The sequence below is a fragment of the Sphingobacterium multivorum genome, from assembly GCF_039511225.1.
In the GTDB taxonomy this organism is placed as follows: Bacteria; Bacteroidota; Bacteroidia; order Sphingobacteriales; family Sphingobacteriaceae; genus Sphingobacterium.
In genome coordinates, this window is record NZ_CP154261.1 from 5,506,407 (window position 1) to 5,523,567 (window position 17,161).

13 protein-coding genes are annotated in these 17,161 nt (G+C 41.2%); 1 reads left to right on the top strand and 12 read right to left on the bottom strand.

Annotation, left to right across the window (positions count from 1 at the left end):
• Positions 1 to 48: 48 nt before the first annotated feature.
• The 8 genes from AAH582_RS23000 to AAH582_RS23035 all read right to left on the bottom strand — a co-directional run bounded on the left by AAH582_RS23000 (position 49) and on the right by AAH582_RS23035 (position 12,197).
• Positions 49 to 756, bottom strand: coding sequence for a hypothetical protein (locus tag AAH582_RS23000; RefSeq protein ID WP_343320719.1), 708 nt, complete (start codon positions 754 to 756; stop codon positions 49 to 51).
• Positions 746 to 1,294, bottom strand: coding sequence for an RNA polymerase sigma factor (locus tag AAH582_RS23005; RefSeq protein ID WP_046673667.1), 549 nt, complete (start codon positions 1,292 to 1,294; stop codon positions 746 to 748). Before AAH582_RS23005 ends, AAH582_RS23000 begins: the two co-directional genes overlap by 11 nt.
• A 143-nt stretch (positions 1,295 to 1,437) precedes the next feature.
• The gene (locus AAH582_RS23010; RefSeq protein WP_343320720.1) at positions 1,438 to 4,035 is read right to left on the bottom strand and encodes a TonB-dependent receptor; all 2,598 of its coding nucleotides are present in this window, start codon (positions 4,033 to 4,035) and stop codon (positions 1,438 to 1,440) included.
• 751 nt (positions 4,036 to 4,786) lie between these two features.
• Positions 4,787 to 6,043 carry a YeiH family protein gene (locus AAH582_RS23015; RefSeq protein WP_046673665.1) on the bottom strand — a complete coding sequence of 419 codons (1,257 nt, stop codon included), beginning with the start codon at positions 6,041 to 6,043 and terminating at the stop codon, positions 4,787 to 4,789.
• A 121-nt stretch (positions 6,044 to 6,164) separates the two neighbouring features.
• Positions 6,165 to 7,946 (bottom strand): acyl-CoA dehydrogenase family protein, encoded by a 1,782-nt coding sequence (locus AAH582_RS23020; RefSeq protein ID WP_343320721.1) that lies wholly within the window; start codon positions 7,944 to 7,946, stop codon positions 6,165 to 6,167.
• A gap of 134 nt (positions 7,947 to 8,080) precedes the next feature.
• Positions 8,081 to 9,256 (bottom strand): acetyl-CoA C-acyltransferase, encoded by a 1,176-nt coding sequence (locus AAH582_RS23025; RefSeq protein WP_070570298.1) that lies wholly within the window; start codon positions 9,254 to 9,256, stop codon positions 8,081 to 8,083.
• 30 nt (positions 9,257 to 9,286) lie between these two features.
• The gene (locus AAH582_RS23030) at positions 9,287 to 11,716 is read right to left on the bottom strand and encodes a 3-hydroxyacyl-CoA dehydrogenase/enoyl-CoA hydratase family protein (protein ID WP_343320722.1); all 2,430 of its coding nucleotides are present in this window, start codon (positions 11,714 to 11,716) and stop codon (positions 9,287 to 9,289) included.
• Between the two features lie 40 nt (positions 11,717 to 11,756).
• A complete protein-coding gene (locus AAH582_RS23035; protein ID WP_046673745.1) occupies positions 11,757 to 12,197 on the bottom strand; it encodes a MarR family winged helix-turn-helix transcriptional regulator in 441 nt (146 codons plus the stop codon).
• Positions 12,198 to 12,472: 275 nt separating this feature from the next.
• On the opposite strand from AAH582_RS23035, the gene AAH582_RS23040 reads away from it, so the two are divergent.
• A complete protein-coding gene (locus AAH582_RS23040) occupies positions 12,473 to 13,435 on the top strand; it encodes an isopenicillin N synthase family dioxygenase (RefSeq protein WP_046673661.1) in 963 nt (320 codons plus the stop codon).
• Between the two features lie 89 nt (positions 13,436 to 13,524).
• On the opposite strand, the gene AAH582_RS23045 is transcribed toward AAH582_RS23040, so the two are convergent.
• The 4 genes from AAH582_RS23045 to AAH582_RS23060 all read right to left on the bottom strand — a co-directional run bounded on the left by AAH582_RS23045 (position 13,525) and on the right by AAH582_RS23060 (position 17,043).
• Positions 13,525 to 14,286: a porin family protein gene (locus tag AAH582_RS23045; RefSeq protein WP_046673660.1), complete on the bottom strand. Its 762-nt coding sequence runs from the start codon at positions 14,284 to 14,286 to the stop codon at positions 13,525 to 13,527.
• Positions 14,286 to 15,482, bottom strand: a complete 1,197-nt coding sequence (locus AAH582_RS23050) for a PCMD domain-containing protein (protein ID WP_286769134.1) — start codon at positions 15,480 to 15,482, stop codon at positions 14,286 to 14,288. The genes AAH582_RS23045 and AAH582_RS23050 overlap by 1 nt, the downstream gene beginning before the upstream one ends.
• A 144-nt stretch (positions 15,483 to 15,626) precedes the next feature.
• Entirely contained in the window at positions 15,627 to 15,989 is a 363-nt protein-coding gene (locus AAH582_RS23055; protein ID WP_046673659.1) for an MmcQ/YjbR family DNA-binding protein, read from the bottom strand.
• A gap of 499 nt (positions 15,990 to 16,488) precedes the next feature.
• Complete coding sequence (locus AAH582_RS23060; RefSeq protein ID WP_046673658.1) at positions 16,489 to 17,043, bottom strand: thioredoxin family protein; 555 nt, start codon at positions 17,041 to 17,043, stop codon at positions 16,489 to 16,491.
• Positions 17,044 to 17,161 lie beyond the last annotated feature (118 nt).

Here is a 17,161-nt window from a genome sequence, read left to right on the forward strand (position 1 = left end):
GCCATTTCCTATGAAAGAAATGGCTCGCTGCTTTTTATCAGATCACTATTATTTTTTTTCGATTCCAAAACAATGCGGCGGTTTAATTACAGTTACTTGTGCCGAGTTCCGTTCCTCTTTGACGGGGAACACAATTTTCAGACGCCCTTTTGTTCCCTGCCATTTTGGTCCAAACTGCAGAAGTCGAACCGCTTCATCAACGAGCGACTGATCTGGTTGTCCTTCAGCACTGATATGAGTAGGCACTCCATTTTTGTCGATCGTAAAATTGACAATAATTTCGCCACCTCTTACAGATGTAACGGACTTCTGATTGAGGTACTGTTCAAAAATTTTCCATCCTTCACGCGGCGTTGCATCACCTCCATCCAACAATGGTTCAACAGACACCTTATTTTCAGGCTCGCTCAACTCTACATCCGTTGTACGCTCCGCTTTACCGCTAAAATGTTTAAAATAGAGCAAGGCCAATAAAGTCACAAAAAGTACCCCTGCGGTAGCGCCTATCGCCAAACGCTGCCAAGTGAAATATTGGGCATGTCTTGTCGCAACGGTATCTTCTACACGACGATTGAGGCGTTGCTGCAATAGACTCAATTGTCGGGCATCCACACCATTTTGTAATCGATAACCATCGATAGCATCTTGTAAAAAGGGATCTTCCAATGCTTCTCGTTCCAGTTGAAACATGTCCTCCTTAGTCATCAAACCATGGATGTAATTATGAATCCGTGATAATTGATAATTATTTTCCATTTTCTTTCCTTTCCATACAGATTTTTAGATTGCGCTTTCCGTTTTGAATAGCACTCTTGACCTTATTCAAGTCATATCCGGTCAAATCTGCAATATCTTTATAACATTTTTGCTCGAGATAGAACAAACGCACACATTTTTGTTGTTCATGGTTTAAAGTCTGCATACATCCTTCCAGTTTCTCAAAGTCTTTTTCTTCCCATTTGACCTCACTGGTATCATTTAGCTTTTGTTCGCTTTCGAACAAATTATCTTCAATATCAACCTGTGTTGTCCGCTTATCTTTACGTAACTGCATCAGGCAATAATTTTTGCTGTAAACGTGTAACCAGCTCTTAAAATTATCGACTTCATATTGCCGAAGCTTCGTGATAAGTTCTTCAAATATCTGCATCACAGCATCCTGACTACGGTCGGGGTCTTGTAAGTATTTAAAGCACACACCATAAAGCAAGGACATATAGGGCGAATATAGTTTCCCCAGCGTAGACAAGTCACCGCTTGTTTTATAGTGTTGTAAAAGCTCTTTTTCGTTCATGCGCAAATCATTCACCTTAATGATGATTTAAGATACAAATTTCCATATATAAAAAAAGGAGCTATTGAAAATTAGCGCAAAACAAAAACCGTCCCCATAACGAAATGGAGACGGTCGATAAAAATATAATATGAATTACGGATTTAATTTCCTTGTTTCCAATTGTATCGCAGTGTAACACCGTAAGTCCGCGGATCGGCAACTACCCCTGCATACTGTCCATAGCTTCCAGGTGCTGCCAGCAATTGTTCGTAGTAATCTTTATTGGTTAGATTTCTACTCCACACAAACACCGAAATACCATTCGATCCCCTGAATCCTAGCCGAGCGTTCAATACCGAATAGGCATCAATGTTTAGGTACTGTGATGGTGAGGAACTGGATGAGAATTTAGAACGGTGAAATAGGTCTGCGCCCAAAAAGTAAGATCCATTAATTCCGATCAGCTTCCCACTTTTATTCGCTTCGCCACCCAAGGACCAAGACCATTTGGAAACACCAGGAAGGACGCCACCAGAGATATCTTTAAAAGCTTGCGCTCCGCCAACCTCTTCTAAGGGAACAGGTGCATTGGTAAATTTAACATATTTGGCATCAGTATAGGCCAATGCTCCATTCAATCGGAGAAAGTGTCCGATGTTGATATTTCCATCCAATTCAACACCCTTTACACGTACCTTTTCGGCATTGGCCAGATAACCACGGTTTACCCCAGGCTCTGGTGTCTGCACTTGCGTCTGATAGTCTTTGATATCCGTTTGGTAGACGGTCAGATTGAGGAGTGTATTGCGTGTCGGATTCGTCTTCACACCAATTTCCTTATGACGGACAGCCTCCGGTTTTACTTCGGCGAGATCCAGCAGCACTGCTCCATTTGCTGTCGGCAACCCACCGACATTGATACCGACTGGCTTATAGCTAATAGAATAAGTTGCATAAGCATTTATCTTCGGATTGAAGCGATATCTTGCCGAGAGCTGGCCTGAAAAATTATCGGCATCAGCATTGACATCAAAAGTCTGGTTTGTATACACACCATTCTTTAAAGCAAGCAATGCGGGGTCTGATGTCTGCAAGCCGCCATAGGTCTGTCTATCGTAGTTTGCAACCTTTTTATCATAGTTGTAACGCAAACCAGGTAAGATGTGTAATTTTGGCGTAACAGCCCAATCGATCTGCGTATAAGCAGCTAAACTCGTACTCTTGATGCCATAAACAGTCTTGATTCCAAAATTATCGAATAAGCCCGGAGTTTGCCACAAAGCACTGGTAGAGCTTTTTTGAAAACGCCAAAAGGCAGATCCTGTTTCTTCGGTATGTACGGGGTCTGTGCCCAGATCCTGCCAAAGGCCAAATAACCCAACAACCCCGCTGACCTTTTCACTGATTTTCCCAGAGTATCTGAACTCCTGTGACCACTGGTTATGGACGGAATTACCTGCTGAAACGGTGTATACCGGAAGTCCTAAGTAATCACGGTCATTGAGCGGAACCCACGTCCATGTTCGCCAAGCAGAAGTAGAGGTCAGTGTCCCTTCTCCAATCTTGATATCGGCATTCAATGCGACCCCACCCAATTTATTATCGGCTTTGGATTGCGTATCCAGATCTATCTTACGTTCGAAAGCACTTTTATAGGGCAACTCGTAGCCAAGATCTTTAATAATTGCATCAAACTGTCTATAGTCTGCACGCTGTGTTTTTACAACTCCGGCAACCGCCCAGCCATAACCGTCCGGTTTTTGTGATGACAGGTCCCCAGAGAGTACGAGTTTGATATTTTCGGTTGGGGTAAACAGCAATTGCCCTCTAAAGCCCATGTTGTTGATATCATTGATCTTCCTATTGGTATGTACATTAAACAAGTTTCCATCCCGCTGTGTACCAGAGAAAGAAGCTCTCGCTGCCAAGTTTTTGGCCAATGGTCCTGAGATTGAAGTCTTCGCCTGAATAAACCCCTGGTTTCCATAGCTGACTTCCACATTGGCCTCGGGTGTAAATTGAGGCAGACGTGAGGTGATATTGAAAGCTCCCGCGGTTGTATTTTTTCCAAAGAGGGTACCCTGTGGTCCCCGCAGTACTTCAATCTGATCAATATCAATGAAGTCTAGCCAAGTTGCGGCAGGGCGGGCAATATATACGCCATCAAGATAAAATCCAACACCAGGATCAATCCCATCATTGGTGAGGCCATAGGTGGAACCAAGTCCGCGTATGTTAAGTGTTGTATTACGTGCGTTCGATGCATACAACTGAACAGTTGGCACCAGTTCTTTCAACCGATTAACATTAAATGCGCCGGCATCTTCCAATGCTGCTCCACGAATAATTGATACGGGAATAGGCACGTCCTGCAATTGTTCTTTCCGACGACGTGCGGTGACGACCACTTGATCCAATGCTTCCAATCGTGGTGTAAGCTCAATCACGGCCGGAGAATGATCTACCACGATGTGACGAGTTTGATAACCGACGATGGATACGATCAATGAAAATGGTAATTTTTGTCCAGTTACAAACTGAAAAACTCCTTTACTGTCTGTTTTTACTTGGTGCGTAACAGCTTCCAGCTGAACCGTTACCCCCTGTAATGGTTCTTTTGTTACGGCGTCAATTACGGTACCTGTTAATGAGGCATTTATAATAGGTTTAGGATTTTCTACTTGCGCATAGCTGTGGTAAGAACCCGTTAAAAGCAAGCTAAAAACGACGCTAATTCGAAAAATAGCATTTTTTTTCATAAATTTATTCAGTTTAATGGTGAACCTAAACAAGTGCCAACGCCAATCGATACTTGCTTCATTGTTAAAACTTTGTGAAAGGGAAGCCTCGGCTTCCCTTTTCTAATATAAGAGAGTGTAAGAGAGAAATTTTAACAACACATTCGTTTTTGGCAACTTTCTAGGCCAACAACAGCTCCTTCTACCGAAGCAACCAATAAACTTGTTTTTGAAGAGTAATTTTGTTTCATTCTTTTTATCTTGTTATTTTTCTTTTATTTCATACTACATAAAGCAAATCCGTATATGCACTTACAGTGTGGCAATTTCAAACAACTTTAATTACATGTCTTTCTACAAAATCAATTTCATGGCTAGTTCGATTCATAGTCAAGTCAGTCTTTTTGCCCACCTTTCTATTTACCTGAAAATCAGATAACGATACAAATATATAAATATTTTTTAAAAGACTACTAATTTGATAGATTTAATAATATTTTTTTTTAAAATACCATTAACCATTAATTTTAAGGCACTTAAAGAGAATAAAAAGGCTAATCGCATTTCATCCGGCGTGAAAAATCATGAAAGCTACAGTCGTCGTCAAGATGATCTACTGCATACGGCTGGTTTTGGACTTATGAAATGAGCTGTAAGAAGCGGTATATCCGAGAGCGTATGAGGAGCACGGAACAAAAAAGGCCGTCCTTGTTGGACAGCCATTTTTACGATCATATTTAACGATCCGCCTCAGATCATAACACTTACCTTCTTAGCGGAATAACACCAGCGCAATCAATAAAGTAATAATAACATTAAAAGTCTGGGCAATTAGAAAGGCATACAGCGGTTTCTTGTTGTCTTGGACAAAAAGATCCTTAAAGTTCGTTTCCAAACCTATTGATGTAAATGCTAAGGTAAACCAGAGACCCTGCAGGTTTTTCAGACTTCCTTTGACGGCGTCGATCTTCTCAGGGGAGATAACGAATGAAAATAGCAACGATGCAAACACAAATCCCAACACAAATTTCGGGAAACGCTCCCATATAATTTTCAATGTCGGTTTATCGCGCTTGGTTTCATCATCAACAGATTTAGCGTAGGTCCAATAAATGCTAATGGCAAAAGCAGCCAGCCCCAACAATACATTTTGGGAAAATTTCACAATGGTACTGATCTTCAACGCTTCTTCACCGACCAAGGAGCCAGAAGCTACTACAGCTCCGGTTGTATCAATACTTCCTCCAAGCCAAGCTCCGGTAACTTCTTGCGACAAGCCCATCCACTCTGCCATATAGGGCATGAAAATCATCATTGGAATTGCTGTAATCAGGACCAACGAAATCACATAGGAAAGTTTTTTGCTATCGCCTTTGATGGCTCCAGATGTTGCTATTGCGGCGGAGACGCCACAAATAGAAACCGCACTCGATAGCATCAGAGACATTTCCTTGTCAATCTTTAGCTTTTTACAAATCCAAAACGCGAAGTACCAAACAGACAGCACAACGGCCAGTGCCTGAATAAGCCCCAAGGATCCCGCTTTGAGAATATCTCCGAAAATCACTGTCGTTCCGAGCAAAATTAAGCCTATCTTGACATACAGTTCCGTACTGAGTGCCTCTTTAAACCAATTGGGCAGTTTAAAGCAATTGCTGATAATTAAACCGATAATCAAACTAAAAATTACAGCTTCGAGATTATATTCTTTCACTGTTGCGTTGCCTGCCAAAATCAGGGCAAATACCGTAAGGATAAATACAGTCGGAAATACCACTAATAAATATTTTACAGATTTTCCCAAAAGAAACGCGCCTAATATCGCCGTAACGAATACAAAAATAAACTGCTCAAAAAGCTTCAGTAAATTTGTCGGGTCAAAAATCGTCGAGACGAGTTCGGCAGAATTACTCCACGAAAAACTAGGTACCGGCGCAACAATTCCTGAGAGAGCAAGAAATATGGTAGCAATCCCCAAAATGACGACTACCCAGTCTTCTGTAAATGCAAATGATTTTGAAGATGTCATAGAATGGTTAGGGTTTAAAGGTTAAATTTAACATAATTACCGTTACTTTCTAGTATTGTAACACAAAAATGGCCGAAGATTTCTCTCCGGCCATCAACCAAAACCAATAATCTATTATCAATCAAAAACAATATTTATTCTCATCGATCAATTTTTTTGCGATTCGCTGACGTGCATCTTTCACATTAAATGGCTGTGCTTTTGTGAATCTGCGCAAACCAACTAACATCATATTCAGTTCGTCGCCTTCGCCAAAAGAATATAATGCTTCTTTGCCAGCAGCGCTAATTTTATCAATAGCACCATATAGGTAAATTTTAGCCATATCTTTCGCATAGTCTGCTTTATCTGATCCTGTATGCAGCAATTTTTCCGCACGCAACAAGACTGACTCAGTGATATAAACATATCCGATAATATCGGCAATGTTCATGAGGATTTCCTCCTCTTTGGAAAGAGACATCATCAATTTTTGCACAGCTGCTCCGGCAATCAATAGGCCTGCTTTTTTAAGGTTTGCCACAATTTTCTTTTCTGCAGCAAAAGGTGCGTCGTCCTCTTCACCAAAATCTGGAATAGCTAGAAGCTCTCCAGCTACAGCTTGCGCTGGTCCCATCAGATCCAATTCACCTTTCATGGCCCGTTTTAACAACATGTCAACCACAAGTAATCGATTCACTTCATTGGTACCTTCAAAAATCCTGTTGATCCGTGAGTCCCGATAAGCGCGTTCCATCGGCGCATCTGCAGAATAGCCCATTCCACCATAGATTTGCACGCCCTCATCAACCACATAATCCAACATCTCCGAACACCATACCTTGATGATAGCACACTCAATTGCGAACTGCTCCACAGACTTCAATTTTGCTTTCGCTTCATCCATACCACCAGCAATCAGTGCATCATAGGCATCATCGATATTTTGACCCGCGCGATATGACGCAGATTCCACAGCAAACAAACGTGTTGCCATTTCAGCGAGCTTATAACGAATGGCACCAAATTTAGAAATCGGCAGATTAAACTGCACACGTTCATTGGCATACTGCACCGCATGATTGATCACCATTCGTGCCGAACCAATTGTGGCAGCGCCCAGTTTTATACGTCCAATATTCAGGATATTTACAGCAATCTTAAATCCGTTTTCACGATCAGAAAGCATATTTTCTACGGGAACCGCACAGTCATTAAAAAAGATTTGACGTGTTGACGACCCTTTGATGCCTAATTTATGTTCTTCTGGATTCATCGTGATACCACCAAAATCCTTTTCGACAATAAATGCCGTCAGATTTTTATCATCATCGATTTTTGCAAATACGATAAAGATATCTGCAAAACCACCATTTGTAATCCACATTTTTTGACCATTGATCAAATAATGTGTTCCTTCAGCGTTTAATTTTGCCGAGGTACGTCCAGAATTTGCATCCGATCCGGCATTGGGCTCTGTCAAACAATATGAAGCTTTCCATTCACCGGTAGCAAGCTTTGGAATATATTTCGCCTTTTGGGCATCATTACCATAATACAAAATAGGCAGTGTTCCGATTCCTGTATGAGCAGACAATGCGACAGCAAAAGAAAACCCACCCCCTACCGCATCTGCAACAAGCATAGACGTGTTAAAATTTTTGCCGAAACCACCATATTCTTCGGGAATAGAAACTCCCAGCATCCCGAGTTCACCGGCCTTATCCATCAAACTAGGCATAAGCCCCTCTTCTTGTGCATCTATACGATCAAGTTTGTTCAATACCTCCGTATCCAAGAAATCCAAGCAAGTTTGACGAATCATTTTGGCTTCTTCATCAAATTCTTCCGGAATAAAAACTGCTGTATAGGGCGTCTCCCTAATCACGAACTCTCCGCCTTTAATTGCTTTATTTTCGCTCATTGTCTTTTTAGATTTGTATGGGCAGCAAAATCTTACTACGCGACGAATGCTGTCCACAATGTTGTTAAATACTTCTATTCACTATGAGATCAGAGATCCATATTTTAATTATATCGCTGTTTTTAAAGACCTATTTAGTCCAATAACTCAAAAATACCAGCTGCTCCTTGGCCAGTTCCCACACACATCGTCACCATGCCGTATTTTTTGCCTCTGCGCTTTAACTCATTTAGGACCTGGACTGTCAATTTCGCGCCTGTACAACCAAGTGGATGCCCTAATGCTATGGCACCACCATTGACATTCACTTTCTCTTCGTCTAATCCGAGTTCGCGAATAACGGCTAACGATTGAGACGCAAAAGCTTCATTCAGTTCAAATAGATCAATATCTTCTTTTTTAAGCCCAGCTTTCGCCAAGGCCTTTGGTATAGCGTAGATAGGCCCTATGCCCATAATGCGCGGTGGAACACCTGCCACAGCAAAACTAACAAGCTTTGCAATTGGTTTAACACCAAGTTCTTTCACTTTTGCTTCAGACATCACCAAGACAAATGCTGCTCCATCAGAAGTTTGCGAAGAATTCCCTGCCGTTACTGAACCATTCGCTGCAAAGACTGGTTTTAGTTTCCCTAAAGCCTCCAGGGAAGTATCAGCCCGAGGACCTTCATCTGTATCAACAACATATTCGCGCGTTGCAATCTTACCGTCTTTCAGATAATTTTCTTTTACAGTAATAGGCACAATCCCATCTTTCAAATGACCGTTTTGAATGGCAGCAACTGCCTTTTGATTTGATTTAAGTGCAAAAGCATCCTGATCTTCGCGTGAAACATTGTAATCTTTGGCTACGGCTTCGGCAGTCAATCCCATTCCCCAATACCAGTCAGGATGCTCTTTTGCCACAACAGGATTAGGCACAATCTTCCAACCTCCAAAAGGCATTCCGGACATTACTTCTACACCACCGGCAATGATAACATCTGCCATCCCAGTCTTAATCTTTGCTACCGCGGTCGCAATGGTTTCTAGGCCTGATGCGCAGTATCGATTAACGGTTACTCCCGGGACCTTATCCGTGTCCAATCCCATCAGTGAAATGAAACGGGCCATATTGAGTCCCTGCTCCGCTTCCGGCATGGCATTCCCAACAATGACATCATCTATATCTTCTTTATTTAAATTCGGCACAGTGGATACAAGATGTTTAATAACATCCGTGGCTAAATCATCGGCCCGCATAAAGCGAAATACTCCCCGGGGCGCTTTGCCTACTGCTGTACGAAATCCTGCAACTATATATGCTTCCATGATTTTTAATTTTTTCGTGAGTAGTGAGTTCTAGTTCCGTAAAGGCTTACCCTTGGTCAACATAAATTGAATTCTTTCAAGCGTTTTGCGTTCAGCACAAAGCTCAAGGAATGTTTTACGTTCAAGATCCAGTAAATACTGTTCAGACACTTCCGTCGGTGACGATAAATTTCCACCACACATCACCCAGCCTAGTTTCTCTGAGATCTTACGATCATAATCAGAGATGTAATTGCCTTCACGCATTGATGAAGCGCCCACATAAACGATTCCTAATCCTTGATTTCCCAAAACTTTGATATCATTGCGTGGAGCAGGCTGAACATAACCCTCATCTGCCAATTCTAATGCCTTTGCCTTGGCATCCGCCAGAAGACGGGCACGGTTCATGGTGATTGCAAATTTATCTTTCTGCAAATAGCCAAGTTCATAGGCTTCATAGGCAGAAGTTGAAACTTTCGCCTGGCCAATAGTCAGGAATTTATCTTTTAACGTATTTTGAACAATCTGATCCTCCTTAAATTCCTCCGAGGCACGTAGTGTAAATTCTTTGGTTCCACCGCCACCGGGGATAACACCAACGCCCAGTTCAACCAATCCCATATAGGTTTCGGCGTGAGCCTGAACAAAATCGGCATGCATGGAGAATTCACAGCCCCCACCAAGGGTCATTTGAAATGGCGCAACGACTACAGGTATTGACGAATAGCGTAAGCGCATGGATGTATTTTGAAATGCACGAACGGCCATATTCAATTCATCAAAATCCTGTTCTACGGCCATCATGAAAATCATTCCGATATTGGCTCCAGCAGAAAAGTTTTTCCCATCATTGGACACCACTAAACCGCGATACTCTTTTTCAGCAAGGTCAATGGCTTTATTCAATCCCTGGATAACATCCCCACCAATGGTATTCATCTTGGTATGAAATTCACAATTAATGATACCATCGCCCAGATCAATAATAGAAACACCCGTATTTTTCCAGATTGTCTTACTTTCCCGGATGTGATCCAATACGATCAGATCTTCGGTACCGGGAATAGCTTTATACGATTTGGTCGCAATATCATAATAGTGACGTACACCATTTTCTATTTTATAGAATGATTCACATCCGGCTTCCAACATCTCGTGTACCCAGGAAGCAACCTCCCCGTCCTGACCCGGAAGTCGTTTTTCTTCGGCCTTAATTTTAGCTAAAGTCTCGCGAACACCTAGCGCATCCCATACTTCAAATGGTCCTAACTCCCAACCAAATCCAGCACGCATGGCATCATCGATCCGGAAGAAGTCATCTGTAATTTCGGGAACACGGCGGGATACATATTCAAACAATGGATAATGCATGGCACGGAAGAGTTCCGCCGCTTTATCGGTTCCTTGTTCATATACTTTCATCCGCTTGCGGATATCCTCTACAGGCTTGGTAGCTTCCAAAGTAGTGGATTTCACTTTTTGCTGTGAACCAAATTCCAGTGTTTTTAGATTTAAAGATAAAATCTCCGAATTACCATCGGCAGCTTTTACTTTTTCATAAAACCCTTTCTTGGTTTTCTCACCCAACCATTTATTCTCGACCATCTTGCTGATGAATGCAGGAAGCTGGAACACCCCTTTGGCTTCATCTTCTGGGGCATTCTGCGCCAGTCCATTGGCAACATTCACCAAAGTATCAAGTCCTACCACATCGGCTGTACGAAAAGTTGCCGATTTGGGATGCCCCATTGCAGGACCGGTATATTTGTCGACCTCCTCAATGGTCAATCCAAGAGGTTCCACTAAATGAGTAACCGCCAACATCGAATAAACACCGATACGATTACCAATAAACGCCGGAGTGTCTTTACATAACACAACCGATTTACCCAGCATTTTGTCACCGAAGTGAAGTATAAAGTCAACAACCTCGGGCTTGGTATGCGGTGTTGGAATGACTTCCAATAAAGGGAGATAGCGCGGCGGATTGAAGAAGTGTGTGCCGCAGAAATGATCTTTAAAATCTTCACTTCGCCCTTCTGTCATTAAATGAATAGGAATACCAGAAGTATTGGAAGTAATCAATGTCCCAGGTTTTCGAAATTGCTCAACACGCTCAAAAACAGATTTTTTAACATCGAGCCGCTCAACAACAACCTCGATAATCCAATCCACAGAAGCAATGTCTTTTAGATTATCGTCAAAATTCCCTGTTTTGATACGTCTTACAAATGACTTGCTATAAATTGGCGAAGGGTTTGTTTTTAAAGCCGTTTCTAAGGAGCTGTTGACAATTCGGTCCCGAACGATCTTACTCTCCAAAGTCAAGCCTTTGGCTTGTTCTGCCGGAAGCAGTTCGCGCGGAACAATATCCAACAGTAAAACTTCAACACCAATGTTAGCAAAATGACAAGCAATTCGCGAGCCCATAACACCCGATCCGAGAACTGCCACTTTTCTAATATTTCTGTTCATCATAACATATTTATCATGCACTTCTGTACATTTGGTTTAATTCCTAGATGATTACTTCTTCTTTGTAACTTGTTGCGAGCTCATTGAGCTTCGCTAAAGAAGCAATCAATTGATCCCGTTCATTTTCTGAAAAATTGTCCGCTAAATATTGATTGAAATTACGAACAACATCTTTAGCAATCCGTCTTTTCTCTCGCCCCAATTCGGTTAAATACACTTTTACGGACCTCTTGTCGGTCTCACTCGTTTCGCGGTATATAAATCCCAATGACTCCAAATTATTCAACACCCGAGACAAACTAGTTGTTTTAACTCCTGTCAAATTTGCAATCTGAGAAACAGGTGTACCCTCTTTATGGATGTTAATCAAAATATATCCCGCAGCCTGGGTAAAACCGTACTGCGAAGCAATTTGATTATATTTATTGGCTATTGTCTGCCAGCCTGTTTTTAAAAAATAATCGATTGTCTGATTTTGGTTCATAAGCGTACTCACAAGCTATTTATTATGCTTGCATAACAAATATACCAGTTAGCAATTAGAATAACAAGCTCGAAATTATAAATTTTGTCATATGTTCGTCAGCATAATTCGGTATACATACCTAACGATACTTGTCGTCAATTGTGAAATGTGGAAAACTTTTAAACACTGACATACAGCAAAATAAACAGAAACACAAAACTTTTATTAACAGTCCCTGTTTAATAATCAAAATTAATTCCGTTAACTTTGTCCTGAACAAACATCAACACTGTATGGCTTTAGTAAACATACCTCGCTTGGACTTGCTACATTATACACAAGGAACCCAAGAACAACGAAATCAATTTATCCAAGATATTGGCAAAGCTTTCAATGAAACAGGCTTTGTAACGATTGCAAATCATGGCTTATCAAAAGAGCTGATTGAGGAATTATATCAGGTGGTTCCTGAATTTTTTGCTTTGCCGACTGAGATCAAGGAAAAATATGAATTTCCAGAACTTGCAGGTCAACGTGGCTATACCGCAAAAGGAAGAGAAAAAGCCAAAGACGCGAAAACACCTGACTTAAAAGAATTCTGGCAACGCGGTCAAACGATTGTTGGTGAAGAATATTCCAAAGCTGATTTTCCGGACAATCCTGAAGTAGCTGAAATTCCCCGCTTTAATGGCGTAACCGCTGAGGTTTATAAAAAACTAGAAGATACAGGACGAGACTTATTGAAAGCGATTGCGACCTACCTCGATCTGGAAGAAAATTACTTTGAACAATATGTCATCAATGGTAATTCTATTCTACGCGCGATCCATTACTTCCCAATCAACGATCCTGACGCCTTAGCCCCTGACGCAGTACGTGCAGGTGCCCACGAAGATATTAACCTCATTACCTTATTGATTGGAGCTAGTGCGGATGGTCTTGAAGTTTTGACAAAAGATGGGGAATGGTTTCCTATCAAAGCCAAGGGTGAAGATATCGTCATCAATGTAGGTGATATGTTGCAACGGTTAACAAACAATAAGTTGAAATCTACTACGCATCGCGTGGTAAACCCACCACGTGAGAAGATGGGTACTTCCCGTTTTTCTATTCCTTTCTTTTTACATCCAAAATCCGCCATGAGTTTGGCTTCATTGGATTCCTGCATCGATGCGGAACACCCGAAGGTTTACGAAGATTATACCGCTGGTCAGTACCTGGATGAGCGCTTAAGAGAAATCGGATTAAAAATGTAAAACTCCGCATCATTTAAATGAGCGTAACAGTATAAAAAAAGAAATGGCCGATCCTAGGACCGGCCATTTCTTTTTTATGGATATTAAAGCTATTTCAATTTATAACCTATACCAACATTCATAAAGATATTATGTAACCCAAAGCTAATACTTTCAAATCCGGTTTTCATAATATTATTGAAGCCATAATCCAACTGTGCCAACGCAAAGAATCTTTTGTCGATAGCATAATGTGCGCCCAAACTCATACCAACATCAATACTTCTAACACTCTCCGAGAAATCATAATCGGCATTATCTACAACAATCTTATTTCCGGTGGGCTCTTCATGCCTAAGATAGCCATTGTAGGCCTCGCCATAGAATTCCTTTTTTACCGCAAAAGAAATATAAGGACCTGCCTGTACATTCCAACGATTTGAAAGCTGATAGGTAGCTTGAATCGGAACAGACAGATACAGGTTATGTACTTTTGTTGTGATATCGCCCGTATAATAACCTCTCAGCTCCTCTTTTGCATCATTCACCGCATTGAATGTCGTCTTGTATCCTTTAACACTCGCCTCTGTATCCATTCCCTTTCCTTCGAAGACGATTCCCAAAGATACTCCCCATTGGGAATCAATATGATAGTTTGCCCTTGCTCCGACAAAAAAGGGAACATTCGGATTATAGCTTTTAATCTTTCGAATTTCACGTGGCAATGAAAGCGGTGCTGCGCCGCCGATCTTACCGCCTACCGTCACATCGAAACCCAATTTACCCTCATCCGCTGTATTTTCCTGCGCATTGGCAATAGATCCTATCAAAACCATCGCAGCCAGTGCGATTGTATATTTTATTATTTTCATTACTTCTTCGTTACAATTTTGAGATCGTCCACCGTCAACTTACTACCGACAGCACCTATAAAATTATCACCATATTTACTCGAAGACATTACAATCGCAATGCTATAATCCAAATTGGCAACATCAGCTTCGTTTACTTTCGCCGTGTACTTAAATGGCAATGTAAACTTGACAAAATCACCAGCCTTGGTTGCGCCCCCATTTTCCAACCTGGCAATAGCCACAATACTTGGATCTTTTAAAATATTATGTCCCGTCAAATAGGAAACTTTCTTGTTGGGATCAGATTGCGAGTCCATAAGCTGCTTGCGATTATAGAAAACAGCATAGATATCACAGGAATCCTTGGTATTAACAGGTTTCATGTTTTCATCCGTCACCGTTGCGCCAGGACTATACTTATAGTAACCTTCCAAGGCCAGCGGTATCTGATTGAAAGGAAGGCCAAACTGCGTTGCCGATAACGGGTCTGTCAATACAGGTCCTGTATCAAACGCTCCTATAAAAAGATTTCCGGCAGCAATAGGTTTCTTGAACATCGCCCCAAAAGCACCGGTCAACTTCGTTTCCAATAAAGCCGCTTTCGTTCCTGAATGTGCATCCGAACTCGTTTTAGTGGGATATGATTCGGGGTCCTTGGTACCTCCTCCTAAGCTCAATGTCAAGGAGAAACTTGGATTTCCGGAAGCCCAATTATAGAAATCCTGGCCATCAATTTTATTGTAAAATATGGTGTATTTATCATCCTTATCAATCGCCGTATCTTCAAAACCATATGCTGTTGGAACAAATCCACCATCTGTTTTCACAATTTTAATCAGGTAGTTTTTTGTAAACTGATGATCTTCGGACGTAACTTTATAATATACGCCGTTTTTTAGCAATTCATCAACAATTACTTTATTCACATCCTGAGTTCCGGCAGGCATTTTCAAAGAATCCTTCAAAAGCTCAATGGAGGCACCAGGAGTCAGGTCAAAAGTCATATTCAATTTGGTAAGATCATGAATATTGGGCTGAAGGTAAAGTGTAACTTGCGTATTTGAGATGACCGGGTTCAGCAAAAAGATATCTTCATCGGCATGAACAGCGATAATATCCGCTTCCATATTGAGCGCTTCTTCCTTTATACAACTTCCCAAACTGAAAAGAAGCATAAAACAGATTATCCACGAGTAACTTCGTGTTCGTTTCATAAAAATAATATTTAGTGTAAATTTATCGACCAATGCTTTGAGCAATGCATTGATTTTAGCAAAGCTACCAATCCTAGCCTCAAAAAAAGTCATTTAAACACCTTTTTCTGAATAGACAACTAATTCTTTACACACAAAGTCCGGTTATAGCCCTTTGACTTCCGATCTGATTTTACTGGGCAGACTTTCAACAATAAGCTGATAGCTGTGTAAAATCAATTCCTCTAGCTTTCTATCATCAATCTCTTGGTTGGCAACCACGGTATTCCAGTGCTTTTTATTCATGTGATAGCCCGGCAGTACGGTATGCTCATAGCGTTCCCGCAATTCAATGGCCCTTTCGGGGTTACACTTAACATTAAATCGTAATCCATCAACCTGATCCAGGCCTACCAACAAAAAAATCTTACCGCCTACCTTAAATACCAATGTATCTGGCCCAAAGGGAGTCTCCTCCATCACCGGCCCAATCGATAAACAATAATCTCTTAGATCCTCAATATTCATATTTTTTTAGTTTTAGTTGTCGCTCAAGCAAACTGAAAAAGCCACCATAAAAATGGTCCATAATTCATATAAAGCTAACAAAAACACTGGATCGTTTTACTTAAATCTTTTGATCTTTCGCAAAGGTGACATTAGGGTTATTTGCCCTAAAGAAATTACGTTACGCCGAAAATAGATCCAAAATAAACTGGAACTAGACAATAGCAAGAGTCAGATAACTTCAGCCTTTACAGGGATTAGCGACGGACATAAAACGTAGCTTCAGCGGTACTTCTTCGCTTGCAACCGAAGAAGTACCGAACAAGTACCGAGGAAGCACCGAACAAGCTCCGACTAATCTCCGAATATCGTATACTTATCTTACCCGGAAATAGGTTTAAATAGCTCCGGGTTTAACAGCAGTTTTTCAAACCATGCTCAGGAAAGACCAGGTCTATTCCTGAGATGATGATCCGGTTAAACTTAAAAATTGCCAGTCTATTATAAGGATGTAATTTTCTTATTTTTCGAGCAGTGCCTGGATTTCCTTTTGGATTTCGGTTCCTTTATCGGCATTGTACCACTTTTGAATCTCCTCTTTGATTTCGGAGAAATCTGCCCCTTGCGCTTTCATATGCAAAAACAGCTCCTGGCAGGCTTGAGGTCTTGGGCCCCAGACAGCCAAATCCTGCCCCTGTTCGTTACGTATCACCAGAATTGGAATAGATTTGCCTCCGTTTGTTAGATAAGAATCGATCAGAAACGGAGCACTATCACGCAGTTGGATATCCACTGTGATATTGGGATTTTTTGAGGCCATCTTCGCCAACATAGGTACCGAATGCGCCGCATCCCCGCACCAAGGTTCAGTAATAATGATCCATTGTTGCTTTTCAGTAATTGACTCAACAAATTGTTCAAAAGTCGACGTTGGTTCGAAGCGTTTTAACCAACGGCCCATTCTTGTCCAGTTCATTTTTGTGTACTGATAATATTCATCATCTTGATAGGTCGGGTGATTCTCAGGATGATTTAAGATATCTTCGAATTGTTGTAAGTAATTTTCAAACGTCATAATACCAATTTTGTGCAAAGGTAAATTTTACTTCCAACTTTCTCAAACAACCTTCCGCCAACAATCTGTATTGAATGCAATAAAAAATAGGATGCTCAAAAAGTACATGTACAGCAAG